Below are 23,363 nucleotides of genomic sequence, written 5' to 3' on the forward strand. Positions count from 1 at the left end.
TCTGCCTCTTTTTTTTATGTCTTATTTGAAATTATAGGAGTTATAACTCTTCGACAAAATCTTTATAATCCCATTTTTCAGGAATAATATTTAAGGCAAATAGTTCGTCTTGAACCTTTTTAATGGTTTGTTTAGAGATGTTTTCTTGAGACCATTCTGTTAAGCTTAACCATTCTTGTACATCTTCTAATTCTTGCTCATAACGATTGGCAATCATACGATCTATACTTGGTATGTCTTTAAACTCTGATGTTGTGTTATTAACAATATTTAAAATGGTTTTGACGTCTTCCTTATTCGTCTTTAAAAAATCTTCTCTTACAGCAATTACAAAACAAGGCCAAGGTGAAGGACAATTACCAATACGTCTAAATGTCCCATTATCCACTAAAGGTTTGGTGGTGAATTTTTCCCACATGAAGTAGTCTGCTTTCCCTTCGGTTAAACCTTTAACTGCGCCATCAAGGTTTTTAATAACCTCAAAGTCTAAGTCCTTTTTAATATCCCAACCATTATTTTCAGCATTAATATAAGCCATTAAGTGTGATCCAGAACCATATCGACTAATGGCTGCTTTAGTACCTTTTAATGCTTCAATGGTATTGTATTTTGATTGTTCTGCAACATGAATTCCCCAAATTAAAGGTGTTTCAACAAAAACCTGAACAATTTTACATTTATTTCCAGCAATAATATCTTTAACAATTCCTTCGGTTAAGATGACAGCCATATCAATGTCACCATCTCTTAAACCTTTACACATAGCACCTGTACCACCAAAATAGTCTTTCCAACGTAAGTTGATGTTTTCTGCTTTATATTCGCCATTTTTTAAACCTAAATACCAAGCTAGGTTAAAATGTTCTGGTACACCACCAATGTTAATTTGCTTCATGTTATTGTACTAATTTATCAAGGGTATATTGTATTAATGTTTCAACCACTTTTTTAGGATCTTTGCTAAATTGACCTGTAGCACGATTGGCTATAATGGCATTCATAGAAACTGCACGATGTCCCAGTAAACCTGCTAAACCATAGATTCCTGCGGTTTCCATTTCAAGGTTTGTAATAGGTTGATTGTTATAATTAAAGGTTGCTAATTTATCGTTTAAGTCATTATCTTGAATAGATAACCTTAAAATACGACCTTGAGGTCCGTAAAATCCGACGTTAGTAGCTGTAAATCCTTTTGTTGTTTGATCAGAGCTTAGTGTAGACATTAAATCTTTATCAGCAGTGACTACATAAGGTTTTGATTTATCTTTTGACCAATTGGTATGCTCTATTAAAGCATCAGACACCTCTGTGTGTTGTATGTGTTTACTATTGTAAAAATGAAGTAAACTGTCAAAACCGCAAGCTTTTTCGCTAATTACGAAACTGTCTACAGGAATTTCTTTTTGTATAGATCCTGAGGTTCCTATTCTGATAATGTCTAGTGATTTATGTGTTTTATTGATTGTTCTTGTTTTTAAGTCTATGTTTACTAATGCATCTAGCTCGTTAAAAACAATGTCAATATTATCAGTTCCAATTCCTGTTGATATAACAGTCATACGTTTGCCTTTATACGTACCTGTCTGAGTATGAAACTCTCTTTTATGAGTCGTAAACTCAACCGAGTCAAAGTATTTTGTAACACCTGGTACACGATCTGGATCACCAACAGTTATGATGGTGTCTGCGATGTGTTCTGGCAATAAATTAAGATGGTATACACTACCATCTGGATTTAAAATTAATTCGGAGTCTTGTATAGCCATTAAATGGTTTGTATTAATTTATTTTCTTTTTTATAGTATTGGAAGTCTTTTTTATTGACACCTCCAAAGTAAAAATCTGTATCAATAGATTTAAAAAAGGTCTTTTGGTTTTCAATTGCCAAAAAGCAATCTCTACTAAGGGTTAATGTGTCTTCAGTTTCAGTATAAAAAATAGCCAATCTATCTATCATACGTTGTAACTGTAAGTCACCATAACCATAATAACCTTGGTAATGTAAACAGTAACCCAATAAATGATTTTTAGAAGTTATGTTGTGTTCTTTTATTAAAACTAGAATGTTATACTCTAGGGTATTTAAACCACTTCTGGTATCAGGAAAACGTCTTAAATGTGCTTTTAGGCAGTTGCTTAAGTATTTGAAACTTGAAGGTCTAATAATTAATTCTTTAAAAAGGTTGTGGTCGTTTTCGCAATAAATTCGCCAAGCTTTTTGGGCTGTAGCAATGTCATCTACATTTAATTTAACTTTATTATCGTAATGCTCTAATAATTGTTGTGTGCTTAATTGTGCTAAACCTTTCAAGTCTTTCTCTCCAGCAACACGACCACTACACACTAAATATAGAGGTAATGAAATGCCTTTTTGTTTTATTAAACTAATAACAGCTATTAAATTAATGTGGCAAAATAAATCGTATTCAAACCAAAGCACTATCTCTGTGTATGGAATAACATCGTCTAGTTTAGCAATGTCTTTTTTAGCTAAATCAAGATCGTAGTCTACATCATAAGTGTGTTCTAAAAACGTTTGTCTTAGTTTAAAAAACTCTGGTGTATCAATGTTTTTAATAGTTGGACCTTCGCATAACATTTCTCTCCAAGTCAGAAAATCTCCAGAAACATTTATTTTTTCTAAAAACGCTGTAAGGCTAGAGCCATTGGTAATATGCAGTATATTAGTGTCCATAATTATCCACCAACACGTTTGACATTAAATCCTTTGTCTTTTAGGATAGTCATTATTTGGTCACGATAATCGCCTTGGATTATTATTTTATCATCCTTAAAACTACCACCAACACTCAACTTTTGTTTAAGTGATTTTGCTAATAGTTTAAAATCTTCGGTTGCACCTGTATAACCTTCAAGAATAGTTATAGGTTTCCCTTTACGTTTTTCGTATTTGCAAATAATGGGATCGTCCTGCAACCAGATATCGCTTTTAGTGTCTTGTTTTTCAGCAGTTTCAGAGACGTGTTCTGGAAAAAGGTTTTTAAGTTGATCTTTTAAATCCATGCTATTAAATGTTTGAAAATAAGTAAAGAGCCTTAATAATTGTTGTATAAACAAATTATTAAGGCCTAATACTAAGTACTATTTTTTTAATCCAAGTTCTCTTAAACGTTCATCTAAAAAAGCTCCAGCAGTTATATCTTCAAACTGTTTAGGATTATTATCGTCAATACAACTATCTAAAACATCCAATTTCATTTCACTAATCGGATGCATGAAAAATGGGATAGAGTAGCGTGAAGTTCCCCAAAGTTCTCTTGGTGGATTGATCACTCTGTGTATGGTTGATTTTAATTTATTGTTGGTATGTCTAGATAACATATCTCCAACATTAATCATTAATTCGTCTGGTTCTGCAATTGCATCAATCCACTCTCCTTTATGATTTTGGACTTGTAATCCACGTCCTTGAGCACCCATTAATAACGTAATTAAGTTAATATCACCATGTGCTGCTGCACGTACTGCATTATCAGGCTCTTGTGTGATTGGAGGATAGTGTATTGGTCTTAAAATAGAGTTTCCGTTATGGATATAATTATCAAAGTAAGTTTCTTCTAAATTTAAATGTAAAGCTAAAGCACGTAACACATATTTAGCAGTTTCTTCTAACTTTTGATATGCTTGTTTACCTACTTGGTTAAACTTAGCTAACTCATTTACAGTAACGTTTTGAGGGTATTCTTTAGCACGTGCTTCATCATCTTCTACGTATTGACCAAAATGCCAAAACTCTTTTAAATCACCTTCTTTTTTTCCTTTCGCACTTTCTTTTCCAAAAGACACATAACCACGTTGACCACCAATGCCTGGAATTTCGTATTTATGCTTTGTTTCTAATGGTAAAGAGAAAAAATTCTTGATTTCTTCATATAAATTATCAACTAATGTTTCGTCAAGTAAATGCCCTTTTAAGGCTACAAAACCTATTTCTTCATAAGCCTTTCCAATGTGATCCACAAATTGTTGTTTTTTAACAGGATCTCCAGATATAAAATCTTTTAAATTAACGCTAGGTATGCTATTCATTTTTATTAAATTATAATACTAATATATACAAATGTAGCGAAAACATTGATAAAATGGTAGTCTTACATTATTTTAATAGCACTCATAATTGTTTATGGCAAAAATTCTATATTTGACAAACACTAACTAAAACAACACCAACTATAAAAACCAAAATGACTTTTGATAAAAAAAACTTAGATAAAGTGACACTTATACAATTGTATAAGCGTATGCTAAAGCCCAGATTAATAGAGGAGAAGATGTTAATTTTACTAAGACAAGGTAAAATTAGTAAATGGTTTTCTGGAATAGGTCAAGAAGCTATATCTGTAGGTGTTACCTCTGCTATGCTTAACGAAGAATACATTTTGCCAATGCATAGAAACTTAGGAGTATTTACTACCAGAGAAATCCCTTTGCATCGTTTATTTTCACAGTGGCAAGGTAAAGCTAACGGATTTACTAAAGGTCGTGATCGAAGTTTTCATTTTGGAACACAAGAGTTTAATATTGTAGGGATGATTAGTCATCTTGGACCACAATTTGGTGTGGCAGATGGTATTGCATTAGCGTCTAAATTAAAAGATAAAAAACAGGTTACTACTGTATTTACTGGAGAAGGTGGCACAAGTGAAGGCGACATACATGAAGCCTTAAATGTCGCTTCAGTATGGCAATTACCAGTATTATTTTGTATAGAAAATAACGGTTACGGATTATCAACTCCAACTAATGAGCAATACAATTGTAAAGATTTAGCAGACAGAGCCTTGGGTTATGGTATGGAAAGCCACATAATTAATGGTAATAACATACTTGAAGTCTATAACACAATGGACCAGTTGGCTAAAAGTGTGCGTGAAAATCCGCGTCCAATTTTAATCGAATTTAAGACCTTTAGAATGCGTGGTCATGAAGAAGCTAGCGGAACAAAATATGTACCTCAAGCATTAATGGATCAGTGGTCTGCAAAAGATCCGATAGACAATTATGAGCAATTTTTAAAGGACGAAGGGCTTTTAACAGCTGGAGAAGTGACTCAATTTAAAGTTGAAATTATTCAAGAAATTAATGATAATTTAGATATCGCTTACGCGGAAAAACCAATCGTTTCAACTGAAACTGTAGAGTTAAATGACGTTTATCAATCATTTGATTATAAAGAAACTAAAGAAAATTCAATTAAAAAAGAGCAACGTCTAGTTGATGCTATTGCTGAAGGCCTAAAACAGTCCATGGAAAAACATGACGACTTAATTATAATGGGTCAGGATGTAGCCGAATATGGTGGTGTTTTTAAAATCACAGATGGATTTGTTAAACAGTTTGGAAAAGACCGAGTGCGTAATACACCAATATGTGAATCTGCAATAATCGAGACTGCAATGGGATTAAGTATTGCTGGTTTGAAAAGCGTGGTAGAGCTTCAGTTTAGTGATTTTGTAACTTCAGGTTTTAATCCTGTGGTTAATTATTTAGCAAAATCTCATTACAGATGGAATCAAAATGCAGATGTTGTTTTAAGAATGCCATGTGGAGCAGGAGTAGCAGCAGGACCTTTTCATAGCCAAACTAATGAAGCTTGGTTTACTAAAACACCAGGTTTAAAAGTGGTTTATCCAGCATTTCCTTATGATGCAAAAGGCTTATTAGCAACAGCAATTAATGATCCTAATCCAGTACTGTTTTTCGAGCATAAAGCCTTATATAGAAGTATAAGACAAGATGTGCCTACAGACTATTATACCATTCCGTTTGGTCAAGCAGCAACTTTAAAAACAGGAGAGGATATTACGATTATAGCTTATGGTGCTGCTGTGCATTGGGCTTTAAATACCTTAGATAAACATCCAAATATTAATGCAGAACTTATAGATTTAAGATCCTTACAGCCTTTAGACACTGAGACTATTTATAACTCAGTAAAAAAAACAGGTAAAGCTATTATTTTACAAGAAGACTCTTTGTTTGGAGGAATTGCTAGTGATATTTCTGCATTAATTATGGAACATTGTTTCAAGTATTTAGATGCACCTGTAAAGCGTGTAGCAAGTTTAGATACACCAATTCCGTTTATTAATCAACTGGAAGATCAATACTTGTCTAGAGATAAATTTGAAGGTGAATTGTTAAAATTATTACAGTATTAATATTTTTTTAGCATTAAGGTATGATTTTTGGTTTATTTTCGACAAATAACATAAAGTAATAACATGAAATTTTATATTTCTCTTTTCATTCTACTAACACTATCAACGGTAAGCTTTGCTCAAATTGATAGCGACAACAATGGGTTTGCCATTCCTGCTATTGAGAGTGATGATCCTGAAGATGATCCAGAATTAATTATTGATCCTGCTCCTGAAGCTATAGACGTTAAACCTGATGAGGATAGTAATAACGAAGTTATAGCACCTAAAGAAGTTAAAACAGTTGCAAAGCCAAGACCTAAATTTTCAGTGTATGAAGAGGATAATAATTTTAGAAATCCAGCTGAATTGTATGCTGGACAATTAAAACGTCAACTTAAATTTAAAGAAGATGACGAAAAGTCTAACAACGGAAGCTTAGTTAATCAATTTTTAGGAGAATACAAGACTACTGCTAAAGCTGTTAATATTATATACAGAGATCATCAATATCCTGATGGTGATGCAATTAGAGTGTATGTTAATGATGATATTATGGTATCCAGTGTGACACTGACTTCTGGGTTTAATGGTTTATTAATGCCTTTAGATGAGGGCATTAATAAAATAGACTTTCAGGCTTTAAACCAAGGAACTTCAGGTCCTAATACTGCAGAGTTTCAGGTTTTAGATGAGCTAGGTAATGTTATTGCAACTAACCAATGGAATCTTGCTACAGGTGTTAAAGCATCTATAATTGTTGTAAAAGAAAAGGATTCTGGACTTAAACTTAAATCTCAAACAGAAGATAAGTCTGAAGCAGATCCTAATCCTAAAAACGACAATTAATTTGGTACAAGTCCTAAACTATTAAACAATTTAGCTTTTGTGGCTAATAATTTGTTTTCTAAAGTAATGGCTTTGACTTGCGCTTCTATTAATTTATTTTCTCTGCTATTTATTAAAAAGACTGAGCTTTCTCCAAAACTAAACTTACGTTCTTCTGCTTGTAGCATCGTGTTGTAATCGTTTACAATATCAGTAATCATTTGGTTTTGGATTGTATAAGATTCAAGCTGTTTGGTTAATGCTTTAATTTTATTTTTAATCTGAAGCTTATTATCGGAATAATCAAACTCAGCATCTGAAATCTTAATTTTACTAATTTTTAAATCACCACGTTCTTTTCTTAAAAATAAAGGAAAAGAGACGTTTATTCTAGCTTTGTAATTTCCTGCATTAAAAGAATTTGAAACATCTGGAGTTTCGGTTAAAAAATTATATTCAGCATCAATAACAGGTAGTAATTTATTAGCTTTTAGTCTTCGGTCAATATTTAAACCGTCTATTTTACTTTGCAATGCAAGCAATTTGGGATGATTGTTATTATCATATTCTAAAGTGTTATTTAAGGCTAATTGGCTATCTATTTCATCATTTAAAATAACAACAGGTTTTATATTGTCTGTAATTTCAACTGGTATGTTCTTTAGCCAAATAAAATTAGAAGCTTCTAATTTGGACTTTAAAAGATCTACTTTAGCTTGTTCTAATTGTAATGCTCTATTTTTTACTATAATTCCAGCTTCCAGGCTATCTATTCCTGCTTTATCACCTGCTATAACACTTGATCTGACACCTTTAAAACGAATGTTAGCATTGTCTAAAAAACGTTGATATATAGTAGTTTCTTTATGGGCTTGCAACCAATTAAAATAAGCAACAGAAGCATCATAAAGCACTTGGTTTACCATTAAATCGCGTTCTGCTTTAGTTTGTTTTTGATAGATTTTAGCTTTTTTAACATCAGCCATTCGTTGATTAATTAGTAAGCCTTGACCTAACGAAAAACCAATACCTGCACTAAATAAACCGTCATTTGGTACTGTGTATTCTGGGTTTAGATAGTAGCCAGTATTCTCTTCATAATTAGCTTTTAGCTGAATACCATACCAAGTAGGAATTTTAAAAGTAGTTTTTAGACGCTCAAAATATTCGGTATTTTTATAGTCTTTTTCATTAAAAGTCCCTTCAATTTTTGGGTCAAAGCTTCCTCTGGCTTTTAAAAGTGTTGCCTCACCAGTGTCTAACTGTAAATTGGCTTGTTTTACTACTGGGTGATTTTGTTTGACATAACTTAAAAACTCAGTGTAACTAAGACTGTCTAATTGTTGTGCTGATACTATTATGGGACACCACAATAAAATATAATAGAATACGTGTTTCATGTTTATTTTTTATCTGCTTTAGTAGTCGCTTTACTGTCTGGCTGGTAGTAGTTAGGTGGAAAGCCATTTAATTGCCTCCATAACTCATACCAAATTGGGACGTCTTCTAATAAAGCCATTGTTTTTGCTCCAGATCCTACACGGACTGCTGTTGGCCATTTGTGTGCTTTTTGAACAGGAGAAAGTAGGACTCTAAATTTTCCGTTTGGACTTATAAATTGTTCGATTGCTACCACTTTTGCAGCATAAGTACCATAAGATACATTAGGCCAACCGCTAAAAATAATAGCTGGCCAACCATCAAACTGGACTCTAAATTCTTCACCAACATGTACTAGTGGAAGATCTATTGGTGCTATAAAGGTTTCGATAGCAATGTCATAAGTTGCAGGCATGATTCCTACTAGTTGCTCGCCTTCTTTAAATGTTTCTCCAATTCCTGCTTTTATAGCACGATTGATGTAACCATCTTGTGGTGCTTTTATGTAATACATGTCATTACGCATGGAATAGTTGGTAAAATCGTTTTCCAATTTTGTGACTTGTGCTTCAGCATCAAAACCATTAGATTCTGCAGTAAAACGATCACTTTGTGCTTTTGAAATTTTGTCAGAATACTCAGCACTAATTCTATTTAATTCGACTTTAGCATTAATGATTTCATTTTGAGAAGCTAAGTATTTATTTTCTTGCGAAATCAATTTAGCTTGAGTCTCTTGAAGTTTAAGGCGCTTTTCTTCGACTTCAGTCACTGCTTTTAAGCCTTCTGATTGTAATTGTTGGGTACGGTTTAATTGTGTTTCAGCAATATTTAAATTGGTTTTAGCTGCTTCAAAATCTATACTATCACTTTTGGCTTTAAGTTTGGATTGTAATAGTTTGTTTTCTGCTTGCTTTAATTTTAGACCTCGCTCATTACTTAGTGCTGCTATTTGATTGTTTAATGCTTTAACTTTACCAGTGTAGGATTGAACCGATGAGGTTTTAGCTTTAATTTGCTGACCAGTTCTTTCGACTAAATTAGGGTCAAAATAATCATTTTTAATTTCGGAAATAAACAAAATAGTATCGCCTTTTTTTACAAAATCACCTTCACGTACAAACCACTTCTCAATACGTCCAGGAATAGGTGATTGAATGGTTTGAGGACGTTGGTCTGGTGTTAAGGTAGTGACTGATCCAGAGGCTGTAATATTTTGAGTCCAAGGTAAAAATAATACGATAATACCAATAACTCCTGAGGTGATTAGTAAACGATTAAAATGTTTATAATGCTTTTTATTAAATGCTTTTTGTACAGAACTAAACCTGCTTATATCAACATTTTTATTGACGCTATTTCTTGAAATATTTAACATATTATTGCGTGTTAATTATTTGACCTTTATCCAAGGTTATGATTCGGTTTAATTTAGTTTTCCAAAGGTGGTTTTGGCTAACTATTACTAATGTCCAAGGGTGTTCTGGTTGACTTAAAAAATCCATTAATTTATTAGCTTCCTGTGTTTCAAATTGATCTAATGGCTCTTTTAGCATTAGTAATTTAGGTTGTTTTACAATACTTCTTGCTAACATAATTTTTTTAGACACTGTAAACGAAATACCTTTTCCTTCAGGATAAATCATAGTGTTTAACCCGTTTGGCATTTGCTTGATAACATCATTTAGTCCAACATTATTAATAGCCCAATCCAATTGTTTACTTGTAATATCTGTATTACCAAAGGTGATATTTTCTCTTAATGTACCTTCAAAAGGGGTTTCTTCGGCTAACGTCTGACCAATATTTGCTCGGTAATTATTAATATTAATACTACTTAGGTTTTTGTCATTAACGTAAATACTACCTTTAGTAGGTTTTGTAACACCTGCTATTAGTTTTAAAAGACTAGATTTTCCAGAACCACTTTTACCTTGAATTAAAATGCGATCTTTAGTGTTAATCTGTAATGATAAATTATCAATAATTGGATCTAATCTATCACTAACAGTTAGTGTGACATCGTCTAACTCTATATTAAAATCTATTACAGAATCATCTAATAGAGCTCCGTTTTGTGGTTCAAGATCTTTATCTACTACTTTACCTAATTTTTCAATTGAGGTTAATACGTCATAAAAAGTTTCTAAACCCAAAATTAGTTTTTCAACTGAATTGATTACTAATAATATAATGATTTCGGCAGCTACAAACTGTCCAATATTCATTTGTTGGTTTAATACTAAAGCACCACCAATAATTAGTAAACCAGCAGTTACTAAGACTTTAAATCCAATAAGTTGAATAAACTGAGTGACTAATATTTTAAAGTGACCTTCTCTAGCTTCAAGATAATCGGTAACTAATTTATCATTTTTATTTAAAGCTAAACTAGTTTTTCCAGATAGTTTAAAGCTAACAATTGATCGTGCAATTTCTTGTAACCAATGCGCGACTTTGTATTTGTGGTTAGACTCGTCTATGCTAGTTTTTAAACCTTTTTCGGCAGTAAACTTAAACACCACATATATTAAAATGATTAATAATGCACCATAAATTATAAAAAACGGATGGTAAAATGAAAGTAGTAAAAGTCCAAATATAATTTGTAAAACTGCTGCAGGAAAATCAATCAAAACCTTTGCAATACCTTTTTGAACATTTATAGTATCAAAAAACCTATTGGCTAATTCTGGAGGATAATAACCGTTAAGTTCGCTCATTTTCATTTTAGGAAAACGATAAGCAAACTCAAAAGAAGCTCTTGTAAATATCTTTTGCTGTATGTTTTCAATAATTCTAATTTGCATAAGCTGTAAAACACCTACAAAAATAACCCCTAAGGTAACCAATATAACCAATACAATCCATGATGTACTGACTTGTGCAGCTTGTAAAAGGTTAATTATAGCCTGAATACCTAATGGTAAAGATAGGTTGACTAATCCTGCAAAAATGGCATAAAAAAACACCTGTTTTACATCTTTACGGTCTAGTTTTAATAATGCAATAAAACGTTGCCAAGCAGTTAGTATTTTTTTACTCATGTGTCGAAATGTTTAAACTTTTAAAAACTAAATCTTTAAAATAATTAGTAGGTGATTCTTCAGGTTTTAAATCTGAAATGGTAGTAAAATGATCTTTTAAAAAGTGCTGGTGTAAGGCACCATCAATAACTGTACTTGCAAGACTAAAGGCGTAAGTGTAATTAGCATCTACAGCTAAAATCATATCATGTAAACGGGTAACTAAACGCTTATAAACTTTAAAATAACCATCTTTGTTTTCGTCATCAACCTCTTTGGTTAGGTATGATTTTGAATATTCGTTTATGACAATTTGTTTTAAAAGAACTTCGTTAATATGTGAAAAATCAGAGTCAATTATAGTATTCCTAGTTAAGATGACTATAGCCTTTTCAATCTTTTGAATAGGGTTTTCAATACTATTAGTTGTAAAAACCAATTGATATTCAAGCCATGTCCAATACCATGATGTTAGATAAATTAAGACATTATGCTTACTTTCAAAATAACGATAAATGCTACTTTCGTTAGAGCCTATTTTTGCACCTAACTTTTTAAATGTGAAAGCATCAAAACCTAATTCATCAATAAGCAAGATGCTATTTTCTACAATACGCTTACCTAAAGCTGAAGATTCAGGGTCTTTCAGGTAGATTTTTTCGTTAATGTTAATTTTTAAATTTGAAAGTAGTGACTGCATAACAATTAATTTGAATGCAAATATAATAGTAATACTATCATAAATGAAATCAAATTAACTAATCATTAACTTTTCTATTGATTATTAGTGTGTTTTAAGACTTTAAAAAAGACGTGTCGTTGGGCAATTCAAACAACTCAAGATCAAAATAAGGGACTGCAGCTAAAAAATGATCAAATAAATCACTCATAACATACTCATAACTTTCCCAACGTTTGTCTTTGCTAAAACAATAGATCTCTAAAGGTATGCCTTGTGCAGTAGGCTGAAGTTGTCTAGCCATTAACAACATGTTATTATTTATGGCAGAATGTTGTTGTAAATAGGTTTGTATAAATTTACGGAAGACACCAATGTTTGTTAAATTACGTCCATTAATTAAAACAGATTTGTCTATGGTATGTGATTGATTAAAATTGTTAATTTTATCTTGCATAGTGTTTAAATACGTTGATATAATTTCAATGTTTTTTAACCTTTCAATATCTTCTTCATTTAAATATTTAATACTAGTTTGCTTAATTAACATGTGTCGTTTAATACGTCTACCATCCGAATTGGTCATACCTCTCCAGTTTTTAAACGAATCTGAAATTAAGGCATAGGTTGGTATAGTAGTAATGGTGTTATCAAAGTTTTGCACTTTTACAGTCGCTAAATTAATTTCAATAACATCACCATCAGCACCAAATTTTTCAAACGTAATCCAATCTCCAATACGTACCATGTCGTTAATAGAGACTTGTATACTTGCTACAAAACCTAAAATGGTATCCTTAAAAATCAATAAAATAATAGCAGTTGCAGCACCAAAACCTGTTAAAAATTTCCATAAAGAGTCACCACCAACGATAACACCCAAAGCCATAACAACACCAAAAAACCAAGCAAAAATCATAAAGACTTGGATGTAACTATCTATAGGTTTATCTCTAAATCTTGGTAATGTTTTAAAATAGTTTTTTAAAGTATTTAATAAGCTTCTTGCAATCCATAATCCTAAAATTATACCAGCTATTTGTATGGATTTTTGAAAAAGTAAATGTAGATTATTAAAATCATTAAATACAATAGGGATACTTTTTAAAGCAATATATAAAGCAGGTATGTGTGCAACATTTCTTGGAACGCGATTTGAAATTAATAAATCATCAAAATTAGACTTGGTTCTAGAGGCTATTCTTGCAGATATTAAACGTAAAACCTTTCTAACTAAGACATCTATTAAAAAAATAAATAAAGCAACCAAAATAAGTAAAACCGTCATGTTTAAGTATTTTGACGTGATTGCAGTAAGGCCTAAGTCTCTAAAATGGTCGTAAAAAAAATGTGCGTATTTAATCATTTGTAAAGTGTAATTATGCTACAAAAGTAAAGGGTTTAAAACGATTACAACAGTATTAAAAACTAAAGATACGTTAAAGTAATTGGTTTGGATTAGCAATAGGTAATATAGCTCCTGGTTGTAGGTTGTCAAGCGTGATGTTTCCAATTCTAACACGTACTAATCTTAAAGTTGGACAACCCACAGCACTAGTCATTTTACGGACTTGTCTAAACTTACCTTCTGTTAAAGTTACCGAAATCCATGTGGTTGGACCATGTCTTGCATCTCTTATTTTTTGAGACCGTTCTGGTAATATTGGTGTATTCTTTAACTTGAAAACAGTACAGGGTTTGGTTTGGTATTTTTTACCATTAAAACCAATCTCGACGCCATTGCATAAATCTTGTATCGCTTTCGCGGAAATCTCGCCATCCACCAAAGCATAGTATTCTTTTTCAATACCAGACTGGTTAACATAATCACTTAATTTGCCATCAGTTGTTAATAGCAGTAAACCTTCACTTTTTTCGTCTAAGCGACCAATTGGCATAGTGCCTTCTGGAAAAGTACCTAGCTCGCTTAAAAAATGTTTACGTTGTTCTTTTTTAGCGTTACTAGAAAACTGACTTAACATTTTGTAAGGCTTATAGATTTTAAAATGTTTGTGGTCTTTCAATGTAGTAATGTTATTATCAATTCTAGTTAAGTCATTTTAGTAATCAAAATCACTTTAAGTAAAATGCTTAAAGAATCTGTTTAATTCGCATTTAAAATCTGGAATACTAAAGCCTTAGTTAGGGGTTGTCCATTGGCTTTTTCGCGAATCAGATCATAACTAAATCTAAAATCGCAGCCTGTTTTATATGCACTACAACCATAGGCTGTTTTTCCTTTTATTATAGTGCCTTGTTTACATTTAGGACAAGTTTTTTCGTCAGAATCAGCTGTGGTTTGAGAGGCTTTTTTATGCTTTGGTTCCAATTTCAACTTAAAATCATCATCAAACCGAAGTAAGCCTTCTACCGAAGCACCTTCAATTTTAAACCCTTTTAAATTTACAGTTGAGCCTTTATCCAATAAACGTTTGTATTGGTTTTCTGAAATCTTTTTTCCGCCAAAATCAAAGGGTAATACAAAATCACAGGTTTTACCGTAAGCACTACAACCATAAGCCGATTTTCCTTTTAAAATTTGTCCAGTTTTACATTTAGGACAGGCTTTACCAACAATCCCTTTTGTAGTTGTTTTAGTCTTTTTAGTTTTGGCTTTACCTGTTTTATTATTGGTGTAGCTAATTTTGGCTTCAACTTTTTCGGTACGTACTTCGTAGACCAATTGATCTACCATTCTTTTCATGTTGTTTATAAATGCTGAAGCAGAATATTCGCCTTTTTCAATGTCTTTTAATTGCTTTTCCCAAAGACCAGTTAACTCAGCAGATTTAAGTAAATCATTTTTTATAATATCAATCAGCTGAATACCTGTAACCGTTGGTAACACCTGTTTTTTATTACGTTTAATGTATTTTCGCCTAAATAGTGTTTCAATAATATTGGCTCTTGTAGAGGGTCTGCCAATACCATTTTCTTTCATTAAATCACGTAACTCATCATCATCTACTTGTTTTCCTGCGGTTTCCATAGCACGTAGGAGAGAGGCTTCGGTATATTGATTAGGTGGCTTGGTTTGCTTTTCTAAAAAACTTGGGGTGTGTGGACCTTTTTCACCTTTAACAAAAGTAGGTAAAGTACCAGTTTCTCGTGTTGGGCTATCTTTAGTTTCAAAAACAACGCGCCAGCCTTTATCTAAAATTTCTTTTCCTGTTGTTTTAAAGTTGACGCTTTCGGCTTTACCTATAACTGTGGTATTTGAGACCTTACATTCGTCATAAAAAACAGCTATAAATCGTCTGGTAATAATATCATAGACTTGTTGCTGATTATATTGTAAATTACTTTGTACTCCAGTCGGGATAATAGCATGGTGATCTGTAACTTTAGCATCATCAAAAACTTTTTTAGATTTCTTGATTTTTTTAGCTAAAACAGGAGCTGTTAAACTAGCATATTGTGTCAGGTTTTTTAAAATACCTGGAACTTTAGGGTAAATATCATTAGGTAAAAATGTAGTATCAACTCTTGGATAAGTCACAACTTTCATTTCATATAACTTCTGTACTATTTTTAGAGTTTCGTCTGCCGAAAATCCAAATTTGGTATTACAATATACTTGCAGTCCTGTTAGGTCAAATAGTTTTGGAGCGTACTCATTACCTTTCTTTTTGGTGATAGATACGATTTCAAAATCATGAGCTTTAACAATATTGGCAAGTTTTTCACCATCTTCCATTTTTAAAAAACGTCCCTCTTCATAACTAAATAAGGTGTCACGATACAAGGTTTGAAGTTCCCAATAGGGTTGTGGTTTAAAGTGTTCTATTTCTTTCCAACGGTTGACAACCATGGCTAAAGTTGGAGTTTGTACACGACCAACACTTAAAACCTGTTTGTAACCACCATGTTTTACGGTGTACAAACGCGTCGCATTCATGCCCAAAAGCCAATCACCAATAGCTCTAGAAAATCCAGCGTAATATAGGTTATCGTATTTTTTACTTGGTTCTAATTTTTCAAAACCTTCTTTAATAGCTTCGGTTGTTAGAGAGCTAATCCATAAACGTTGGACTTCACCTTTATAATTGGCTTGGTCTAAAACCCAACGTTGTATTAATTCTCCTTCTGTTCCTGCATCACCACAGTTTATAACAACATCAGCACTATCAAATAGACGCTTTACAATTTTAAATTGTTTTTGAATACCAGAATCTTTGGTGACCTTGGTTTCAAATTTATCAGGTAACATGGGTAAGTTATTTAAATCCCAACTTTTCCAATACGGTTTATAATCATTTGGTTCTTTTAGTGTACACAAATGACCAAAAGTGTAAGTTACTGCATATCCATTACCTTCAAAATAACCATCACGTTTAGTTTTGGCTCCTAATACTTGGGCTATTTCTCTAGCAACACTCGGTTTTTCGGCAATACAGACTTTCAAAAGCTTATAAAAATTTAGACTTGCAAAGTAAATCAATTACTTAAATTATTAAAAGGGTTTTGTCAGTAGTTATTAACTAGAGTATAAAATAGAGCAGGATGTGGTATTGTAAAAACTAAGATTTATGCTTAAACACTTTATTTTTAATGCTTTGTAGATGTTTTAAAACTGGGCTATGGCGTGAAAAAATATGATTTAAAGCAAGTGTAGAGAGTAATGTTATAAATGCTAAAGTCCCTAAAGCACCTCCATACCCATTAAAAAAACGACTTTTATTGATGTAAACAAGACTAAATAAAACACCTGCAACTGCTAATAAAAGATAATTGTTATGACCTTTAGGTGAGGCCATACCAATAAATGTTGCTCCAATAAAAACGACAGGAATACTTTTGGTTAAATACACATTTAAAACGTCTGGAAAAACATAAAAAAACAAACCAACAAGTAAAGCTAGTAAAGATGAGGCTCTAACAGCTCCTTGGTTTAAAGACTCACTAATATAAAATGTAAGTATGGCACCTATCATGCTTGTTACAATAATGATAATACTATTAATAAACATATAACCAATGGATTAATGAAACAATAATGACACCAGCAAAAGCTAAAGCACCAAGTTTACCACCAATACCTAAAAACAAGTTTTTAGAGAGCATATATAATAATCCTGTAATAACACCTGCTGCAATTACAAAACCCATTGAGGGTGTAATTTGCACACTTGACATACCAACAAAAGCTCCACAATATATTACCGTTGGTAATTGTTTTAAATAATTAGATTGACTATTAAGTGCTGGTAAAAAAGAGGCTAAAAATCCAACAATACCAGCAGCTAAGACACTACCTAAACCAAAGACAATATTTAAAATATAACATAAAATGGCACCAATCGGTACCCAAATAGCTACGGATATTCGTTCGTATTCATAGGTCTCATGATGTAAATCTAAATAGCGATATCCAAAATAAACAGCAAAAATAATACATACAATAGCCACTACAACCATAAAATTATGCTCTGCATAATGCTCTTTTATAATCATAGCCAAAAAAAAGGACTGAATAATTAAAAGCAGGATAACGATAAAACGTCGGATGTTTTTATGAGTTTTCACTTAAAAAAAAGTCGAGTAAATTAGTTTATTTATAACACAAAACTAGTGTTATTTTATAAAATAGAGACATTATATAAGGAATATAACCAAGTGACTAAAAAATATTTTGTCAGGTTTCTATCTAATAAAATAATCTGGGTTTTTACTAAATTTAAGCATAAAGTCAACGGTTCATCGATTTCAGTAAATCCAGTGTTTATTCAACTGTAATTTTAAGTCTCGTTAAGGTTTGTTTTGTGATACTTGATCAAATTTGAAGGAAGTTATTTTTTTTCAATAAAATCAAATAATAAAACGTGAAAAAAGGCAATCCTAAATACAGATTGCCTTTCTTAACTTTTTCAATTTAAAATAGATTTATTTTAACCCATAAACACTCTGGCTTTTTGGGTATTTAACAGTGTATCTAAAGGTTTCAATAATTGTTTCTCTAGGTTTTAAGTCTAATGTCCATAGTAATTTACCAATATTTTCTGTGTACTCTGCATTTTGACTACTATTTAAAGTTACTAATACATCTTTGTTTTGTGACACAGGAATTTGATCTAAAATTTCAATTGTAATTGGTGTTCCTTTTTTATTTTTAACAACAATCTCATATCCAAACGTTTCTTTTTTATTGCTACCAATAAACTTAGATGACGTGTATTTTTTTACAGGAATACGCTCTACCACAATGCTGTTATCGCGTCCCATAGATATAAATAATTCTTTTGCAGTGACTTCCGGATTAATATGAGATGTACCAACAAAAGCGCCTTCAAAAAAGATGTTTGCTTGTCCTGCAATTAGGTTATATTGACTCCAATCTGTTATTTTAGCAAGTAAAAAAGCACCACTATCTAACTTTGGAACAGTATGATAGATGTAGTCTGTTTTTAAATTAAAGGTTTGTAAAGCCACCAAGTTTTCTTTACCATCACTTGTAATTGAGCGTTTTGTTAAAATATCAAAATCTACTGTTAATTGGTTTTCTGATATGCTTGAAGGATTATCATATCTAGCGTCTTGTGTATAGGCCATATTACTTACAGAAACTTCCTCTAATGCAACTTCTTGAAGCCTTTTTAATTGCTACTGATAAATGTTTGCATACAATGGACTTAAAATTGGTCTGTTGTTATTTTGTGACGGATTACCAGTACTAATTGTTAAGTCTACATTATTCCAATCCAACCCTGTGTTTTGGTAGATTGCAGCTTTATATGTTAGCGCTACATCCTCAGTAATACTTTTAGATCTTAAATCGTATAATGGACTCCAACCTACATTACCAACCACATATTTGCAATCAATAGTAATATTACTAGCTGCTTTTGAGTCTATTTGTAATACAATGTTTCCACTGGGTTTATTAAATTTAGCATTAAGCTCGTTTAATTGCTGGTTTAGCTTTGTAACTTTTACTTGGATAGGTTTTTCCTTTTTATCTAAAGCTATAATTTTCTTTTTTATCTCTAAATATTTAGCTTGATAAATGTCACTTAATTCTATAACCTGTTGTGGTGTAAAACCAGAATTACCATGCCCTAAATCTTGATTTTTATTAAGTATTTGCTCAATGCCTAACAAACTATTTCTTTGGTGTGACAACCAGATTAAATCATCATTTAATAGTTCTAACTGCTCTTTTAAAGCTTCAACGCCTTTGTTATTAACTTTAGAAACTAGATAGTTTTTTTCATATTTAGCAGAGACCAAAATAGTATTAGAGTTGTTAAATTGTACTTGTAAACTAGATGGATTTATGGATGTAGAAACACCTGTTAATACAATTTCTTGCGATCCAGTTTTTGTTACAAATGTGGCTTCTCTTGTAATTTCAGCATTACTTTTAAAGACTTTTACAGCTTTGATTTTAGAATCAATTGCTGTTTGAGAAAATACAGTAATACCTGTGAAGAGTAGCAGTAGACTAAATAGTTTGTTCATATATTTTTTTTCACGAAGTTATAATAATAAGATGAAATCAAAAGTAATAATGAGTAAACCAAACCTTTGATTGAGGGAAGTTATGGTTTTAATTAGTAAGCAATAACAAAGCATTTTGTAAGATTTCCATTCGGGAATTTTAGCCACAACATAGGTGCATACTGCTCAGATCGATATACCTCTAATTTAGGTATGACTTTGGTGTAACTCAGCCAGTCTACGTTGGTATGAACATCTACTAACCAATCTGTTTTTTTAGGAATATAAAACTTACAAGCCTTAAAGGTGTCCAATTGGTTATAGTTAAAATAAAAACCATAAACACAAGCGTTATTTAATGTTTTAAACGTAATGTTCTGACCATACGGAATAAACAGTTGTGCTTTAAAGTAGATCTGTTGTTTTATTTTTTTAGTATCAATTTTTAAATCTTCTAAATAAGGTTTAGTAACCGGTTTATGTAATAACGGAAGTTGTTTGAATTTCAACTTGTGTAGTTTTTCATTCAAACTATCACGACGCATAGGACCGATTAGTCCATCTAGTTCTGATGCACCCAAAGTAGCATCATAGAGATAAAACTTAAACTGAATTTCTAAATGATAAACTTGCGTTTTATACGTATACAAACAGTCTAATTCACCAACAGTTAAGTTAGCATTTTCCTGAATCTGAATGTTTTTAGCTAAAACAGCAGTAGACTCAAAACGATTAAGTTCTTCAAAAACAAAGTGTTCTACAAGTAATCCAAGACGGATATTTGTTCTTACATCACTATTGAAAACAAAAGTAGTATCTAGCTGTTTTGCAAACACTTGCAATCCTTTAATTGAAGTTTTAAATAAATGCGGAGTATTAAAAAATCCCGAAAACTGAGCTTGAATTTGTGTGCTGTTTTGTACCATATTATAATTGTAAAAATAGACATTATAATTTTTTTGCAGATTATTTGTCATAACCCTTTAATTCGTTGTATTTTTGCACATCTCAAAATTTAAAATTACTATTAATTAATGTCTGTGAAAACTATAGAATTACAAGAACGCAAAGAAGGAAAAAGTCTTTATAGCTACCAAAAAGGTGCTATTGATAAGATTTTTAAATGTTTTGAAGAAGCTCCAGAAGATTACCATCTATTATACCAACTACCAACAGGTGGTGGTAAAACAGTGATTTTCTCTGAAATTGTAAGACAATATTTAAAAACTCACAAAAAGCAAGTGTTAGTAATGACACACCGTATAGAGCTTTGTAAACAAACGTCAAGAATGTTATCAGAGTTTGGTGTATCTAATAAGATTGTAGATAGTAAAGCAGATCTTTCCGATCAACACGAGTTTAACTGTTTCGTGGCAATGGTAGAGACGCTTAACAACAGATTAAACGATAATAAACTAGACATTTCGGACATTGGTTTAGTAATTATTGATGAGGCGCACTACAACAGTTTTACTAAGCTTTTTAAGTTTTTTGAAAAATCATTCATACTTGGGGTAACAGCAACACCTTTAAGTAGTAATATTAACCTTCCAATGAAGGATAATTATAACGAGCTTATTGTTGGTGAAACCATTCAATCATTAATTGAAAACGAATTTTTAGCTCGTGCTGAAGTGTATAGCTATAATGTAGGTTTAACCTCATTAGTAGTTGGTGCTAACGGAGATTATACAGTAAAATCTTCAGAAGATTTATATACCAATACAGACATGCTAACTAAGCTTATTCAAGCTTATGAAGAGCGTTGTAAAGGTAAAAAAACCCTAATCTTTAACAATGGTATTAATACGTCATTACACGTGTATGATACCTTTAGAAGAGCAGGTTATCCGGTCGCACACCTAGACAATAACAATACTAAAAAAGAACGTAAAGAAATCTTAAGATGGTTTAAAGAAACGCCTGATGCTATTTTAACCTCTGTTAGTATCCTAACAACTGGTTTTGATGAGCCTACAGTCGAGTGTATTATGCTTAACAGAGCCACAAAATCTTTAACCTTATACTACCAAATGATTGGTCGTGGATCGCGTATTTTAAAAGATAAAAGCGGATTTACAGTAATCGATTTAGGAAACAACCTACACCGTTTTGGTCCATGGGGAAGTGACTTAGATTGGCATAAAATTTTCCGTTCTCCTAATTATTACTTAGACGGAATTTTAAGTGATGAAGAGCTTGAAAACAATTTCAGATATGAAATGCCAGACGAGTTGCGTGAGCAATTTAAAAAGTCGGAACAAGTCTATTTTGATATCAAAAAATGTTACATAGACAGTATCAGAGCAGGAGAGAGCTCTAAAGTTGTATTAGAACGCTCTATACAACACCACGCACACATTTGTACAGAAAATAGCGAAGACCTTTGGGATGCTTTAGCTTTAGCTAAATTATTAGGGGACGATATAGATTACCGTATCTCTCGTTATACTAAGTGCATTAGTAAAAGTACTTACAATTTCGTAGAGTGGCTAAAAGAGGATTATCGTAAAAAATTAAATTCGTATTTAAGATCTAATTTTGACGAGATTTTTGAAGAAATAAACGGGTTTCCACCTGAGGAATAATAAATTAAATAAGTACTAGTATCCAGTCGCAGTTTGCAGTTGCTTACTTTTGTAATATATTAAAATAACGATTGACTAATTACTAAAATTATGACGTTTAGAGACCTTGGTTTAGACAAAAATTACGTAAAATCATTGAAAGAGGTAGGGATTAAAACACCAACTCAAATTCAAGAACAAGCTATACCTATATTACTTAAAAAAACAACCGATTTTATTGGGTTAGCACAAACGGGTACTGGTAAAACAGCTGCGTTTGGTTTACCAGTATTGCATAAAATTAATCCTAAAAAGGATGCAGTTCAAGCAGTAATTATAGCTCCAACCAGAGAGTTAGTGCAACAAATAAAAAAACAACTTTTTAAATTCACAAAATATAATAACACCAAGATTTTTTTAGAGGGTGTTTATGGTGGCGAAAAAATTGACGTTCAACTTAAAAATGTAGCCAGAACAACTCATATTATTATTGCAACACCTGGTCGATTAGTCGATCTAATTAACCGTGGAGCAGTTAATCTTTCTGAAGTTAAAACCATTATCTTAGACGAAGCAGACGAGATGCTAAGCATGGGATTCAAAAACGATTTAACTACTATTTTAAGCGGTGTTACTGGTCCAAAAAACACATGGTTATTTAGTGCAACTATGTCTGACGACCTAAAAGCAATTGTAAAACGCTACATTGCAGATGAAGCGATTAGATTAGAAATTGACAGAACAAGTATTGTTAATCAAAATATAACCCACTTTTTTGTCGAAACATCTTTACATGAAAAATCGTCTACAGTAATGCGATTATTAGAGGATAGAGAAGACCAACGTGGTATTATTTTTACACGTACAAAAGCAGGTGCGCAAGCATTAAAACATCAATTAGAAACCGAAGGGTTTAACGTTGGTGCTTTAGAAGGCGATATGCAACAAAAAGAACGTGATAAAGTGATGCGTGCTTTTAAAAATACCAGTTTACAATTATTAATCTCTACAGATGTATCTGCTAGAGGTATTGATGTTAACGACTTAGCATTTGTCATGCATCACCAATTGCCAGAGCATATAGAGTATTACACTCATAGAAGTGGTCGTACAGCTCGTGCTGGAAAAAAAGGGGAGTCTATTGCTTTAATTTTAGGAAACGAATACAAAGACCTGAAAAAAATCGAGCAAACATTAGGCATTAAAATGAAACAAATTACAGTATAAGTTATTTATAACATAAAAAAAGTCATACTAACGATCATTATGCATTTTATTGATCATT

At 31.9% G+C, this 23,363-nt stretch carries 19 protein-coding genes and 1 pseudogene; 4 read left to right on the top strand and 16 right to left on the bottom strand.

The window, feature by feature from the left end:
- Window positions 1-40 precede the first annotated feature (40 nt).
- From ITB9_RS02660 to ITB9_RS02680, 5 genes are all read right to left on the bottom strand, one after another.
- Window positions 41-895: a substrate-binding domain-containing protein gene (locus tag ITB9_RS02660; protein ID WP_028608010.1), complete on the bottom strand. Its 855-nt coding sequence runs from the start codon at window positions 893-895 to the stop codon at window positions 41-43.
- Window position 896: 1 nt separating this feature from the next.
- Window positions 897-1,766 (bottom strand): nucleoside phosphorylase, encoded by an 870-nt coding sequence (locus ITB9_RS02665; RefSeq protein ID WP_054851025.1) that lies wholly within the window; start codon window positions 1,764-1,766, stop codon window positions 897-899.
- Window positions 1,766-2,695: a DUF1835 domain-containing protein gene (locus ITB9_RS02670; RefSeq protein ID WP_054851026.1), complete on the bottom strand. Its 930-nt coding sequence runs from the start codon at window positions 2,693-2,695 to the stop codon at window positions 1,766-1,768. Before ITB9_RS02670 ends, ITB9_RS02665 begins: the two co-directional genes overlap by 1 nt.
- A 2-nt stretch (window positions 2,696-2,697) precedes the next feature.
- Window positions 2,698-3,024, bottom strand: coding sequence for a translation initiation factor (locus tag ITB9_RS02675; protein WP_054851027.1), 327 nt, complete (start codon window positions 3,022-3,024; stop codon window positions 2,698-2,700).
- Between the two features lie 78 nt (window positions 3,025-3,102).
- Complete coding sequence (locus tag ITB9_RS02680; RefSeq protein WP_028608013.1) at window positions 3,103-4,050, bottom strand: isopenicillin N synthase family oxygenase; 948 nt, start codon at window positions 4,048-4,050, stop codon at window positions 3,103-3,105.
- Between the two features lie 155 nt (window positions 4,051-4,205).
- On the opposite strand from ITB9_RS02680, the gene ITB9_RS02685 reads away from it, so the two are divergent.
- Window positions 4,206-6,182 carry a thiamine pyrophosphate-dependent enzyme gene (locus tag ITB9_RS02685; protein ID WP_054851028.1) on the top strand — a complete coding sequence of 659 codons (1,977 nt, stop codon included), beginning with the start codon at window positions 4,206-4,208 and terminating at the stop codon, window positions 6,180-6,182.
- Between the two features lie 63 nt (window positions 6,183-6,245).
- The gene (locus ITB9_RS02690) at window positions 6,246-7,010 is read left to right on the top strand and encodes a hypothetical protein (RefSeq protein WP_054851029.1); all 765 of its coding nucleotides are present in this window, start codon (window positions 6,246-6,248) and stop codon (window positions 7,008-7,010) included.
- Here ITB9_RS02690 and ITB9_RS02695 read toward each other — a convergent pair.
- The 11 genes and pseudogenes from ITB9_RS02695 to ITB9_RS02750 form a co-directional block, all read right to left on the bottom strand.
- The gene (locus ITB9_RS02695) at window positions 7,007-8,389 is read right to left on the bottom strand and encodes a TolC family protein (protein ID WP_054851030.1); all 1,383 of its coding nucleotides are present in this window, start codon (window positions 8,387-8,389) and stop codon (window positions 7,007-7,009) included. The two genes, ITB9_RS02690 and ITB9_RS02695, sit on opposite strands and share 4 nt — an antisense overlap.
- 2 nt (window positions 8,390-8,391) lie before the next feature.
- Entirely contained in the window at window positions 8,392-9,747 is a 1,356-nt protein-coding gene (locus tag ITB9_RS02700) for an HlyD family secretion protein (protein WP_054851031.1), read from the bottom strand.
- 1 nt (window position 9,748) lies between these two features.
- Window positions 9,749-11,416 carry a peptidase domain-containing ABC transporter gene (locus tag ITB9_RS02705; RefSeq protein ID WP_054851032.1) on the bottom strand — a complete coding sequence of 556 codons (1,668 nt, stop codon included), beginning with the start codon at window positions 11,414-11,416 and terminating at the stop codon, window positions 9,749-9,751.
- Complete coding sequence (locus tag ITB9_RS02710; protein WP_054851033.1) at window positions 11,409-12,095, bottom strand: TetR/AcrR family transcriptional regulator; 687 nt, start codon at window positions 12,093-12,095, stop codon at window positions 11,409-11,411. The genes ITB9_RS02705 and ITB9_RS02710 overlap by 8 nt, the downstream gene beginning before the upstream one ends.
- A gap of 94 nt (window positions 12,096-12,189) precedes the next feature.
- Window positions 12,190-13,440 carry a mechanosensitive ion channel family protein gene (locus tag ITB9_RS02715; protein WP_054851034.1) on the bottom strand — a complete coding sequence of 417 codons (1,251 nt, stop codon included), beginning with the start codon at window positions 13,438-13,440 and terminating at the stop codon, window positions 12,190-12,192.
- Window positions 13,441-13,513: 73 nt separating this feature from the next.
- Entirely contained in the window at window positions 13,514-14,098 is a 585-nt protein-coding gene (locus tag ITB9_RS02720; protein ID WP_148638340.1) for a pseudouridine synthase, read from the bottom strand.
- An 80-nt stretch (window positions 14,099-14,178) separates the two neighbouring features.
- On the bottom strand, window positions 14,179-16,479 hold the full coding sequence (locus tag ITB9_RS02725) for a type IA DNA topoisomerase (RefSeq protein ID WP_054851036.1): 2,301 nt from the start codon (window positions 16,477-16,479) through the stop codon (window positions 14,179-14,181).
- A 115-nt stretch (window positions 16,480-16,594) separates the two neighbouring features.
- Entirely contained in the window at window positions 16,595-17,044 is a 450-nt protein-coding gene (locus tag ITB9_RS02730) for a hypothetical protein (RefSeq protein ID WP_054851037.1), read from the bottom strand.
- Window positions 17,034-17,528 (bottom strand): hypothetical protein, encoded by a 495-nt coding sequence (locus ITB9_RS02735; protein WP_261975544.1) that lies wholly within the window; start codon window positions 17,526-17,528, stop codon window positions 17,034-17,036. The genes ITB9_RS02730 and ITB9_RS02735 overlap by 11 nt, the downstream gene beginning before the upstream one ends.
- Window positions 17,529-17,957: 429 nt before the next feature.
- Window positions 17,958-19,532: pseudogene (locus ITB9_RS15785) on the bottom strand (DUF4139 domain-containing protein).
- A 92-nt stretch (window positions 19,533-19,624) separates the two neighbouring features.
- Window positions 19,625-20,437 (bottom strand): DUF1853 family protein, encoded by an 813-nt coding sequence (locus tag ITB9_RS02750; protein WP_187294247.1) that lies wholly within the window; start codon window positions 20,435-20,437, stop codon window positions 19,625-19,627.
- Window positions 20,438-20,545: 108 nt separating this feature from the next.
- On the opposite strand from ITB9_RS02750, the gene ITB9_RS02755 reads away from it, so the two are divergent.
- Entirely contained in the window at window positions 20,546-22,099 is a 1,554-nt protein-coding gene (locus tag ITB9_RS02755) for a DEAD/DEAH box helicase (RefSeq protein WP_054851042.1), read from the top strand.
- Between the two features lie 87 nt (window positions 22,100-22,186).
- Complete coding sequence (locus ITB9_RS02760) at window positions 22,187-23,305, top strand: DEAD/DEAH box helicase (protein ID WP_054851043.1); 1,119 nt, start codon at window positions 22,187-22,189, stop codon at window positions 23,303-23,305.
- Window positions 23,306-23,363: the final 58 nt, after the last annotated feature.

This window comes from Olleya sp. ITB9, assembly GCF_001315805.1.
Classification (GTDB): domain Bacteria; phylum Bacteroidota; class Bacteroidia; order Flavobacteriales; family Flavobacteriaceae; genus Olleya; species Olleya sediminilitoris.

What these genes read in the sequence shown, in the direction of transcription:
- ITB9_RS02660 (WP_028608010.1), bottom strand. Translation starts at nt 895, where the DNA reads ATGAAGCAAATTAACATTGGTGGTGTACCAGAACATTTTAACCTAGCT.
- ITB9_RS02665 (WP_054851025.1), bottom strand. Translation starts at nt 1,766, where the DNA reads ATGGCTATACAAGACTCCGAATTAATTTTAAATCCAGATGGTAGTGTA.
- ITB9_RS02670 (WP_054851026.1), bottom strand. Translation starts at nt 2,695, where the DNA reads ATGGACACTAATATACTGCATATTACCAATGGCTCTAGCCTTACAGCG.
- ITB9_RS02675 (WP_054851027.1), bottom strand. Translation starts at nt 3,024, where the DNA reads ATGGATTTAAAAGATCAACTTAAAAACCTTTTTCCAGAACACGTCTCT.
- ITB9_RS02680 (WP_028608013.1), bottom strand. Translation starts at nt 4,050, where the DNA reads ATGAATAGCATACCTAGCGTTAATTTAAAAGATTTTATATCTGGAGAT.
- ITB9_RS02685 (WP_054851028.1), top strand. Translation starts at nt 4,206, where the DNA reads ATGACTTTTGATAAAAAAAACTTAGATAAAGTGACACTTATACAATTG.
- ITB9_RS02690 (WP_054851029.1), top strand. Translation starts at nt 6,246, where the DNA reads ATGAAATTTTATATTTCTCTTTTCATTCTACTAACACTATCAACGGTA.
- ITB9_RS02695 (WP_054851030.1), bottom strand. Translation starts at nt 8,389, where the DNA reads ATGAAACACGTATTCTATTATATTTTATTGTGGTGTCCCATAATAGTA.
- ITB9_RS02700 (WP_054851031.1), bottom strand. Translation starts at nt 9,747, where the DNA reads ATGTTAAATATTTCAAGAAATAGCGTCAATAAAAATGTTGATATAAGC.
- ITB9_RS02705 (WP_054851032.1), bottom strand. Translation starts at nt 11,416, where the DNA reads ATGAGTAAAAAAATACTAACTGCTTGGCAACGTTTTATTGCATTATTA.
- ITB9_RS02710 (WP_054851033.1), bottom strand. Translation starts at nt 12,095, where the DNA reads ATGCAGTCACTACTTTCAAATTTAAAAATTAACATTAACGAAAAAATC.
- ITB9_RS02715 (WP_054851034.1), bottom strand. Translation starts at nt 13,440, where the DNA reads ATGATTAAATACGCACATTTTTTTTACGACCATTTTAGAGACTTAGGC.
- ITB9_RS02730 (WP_054851037.1), bottom strand. Translation starts at nt 17,044, where the DNA reads ATGTTTATTAATAGTATTATCATTATTGTAACAAGCATGATAGGTGCC.
- ITB9_RS02735 (WP_261975544.1), bottom strand. Translation starts at nt 17,528, where the DNA reads ATGATTATAAAAGAGCATTATGCAGAGCATAATTTTATGGTTGTAGTG.
- ITB9_RS02750 (WP_187294247.1), bottom strand. Translation starts at nt 20,437, where the DNA reads ATGGTACAAAACAGCACACAAATTCAAGCTCAGTTTTCGGGATTTTTT.
- ITB9_RS02755 (WP_054851042.1), top strand. Translation starts at nt 20,546, where the DNA reads ATGTCTGTGAAAACTATAGAATTACAAGAACGCAAAGAAGGAAAAAGT.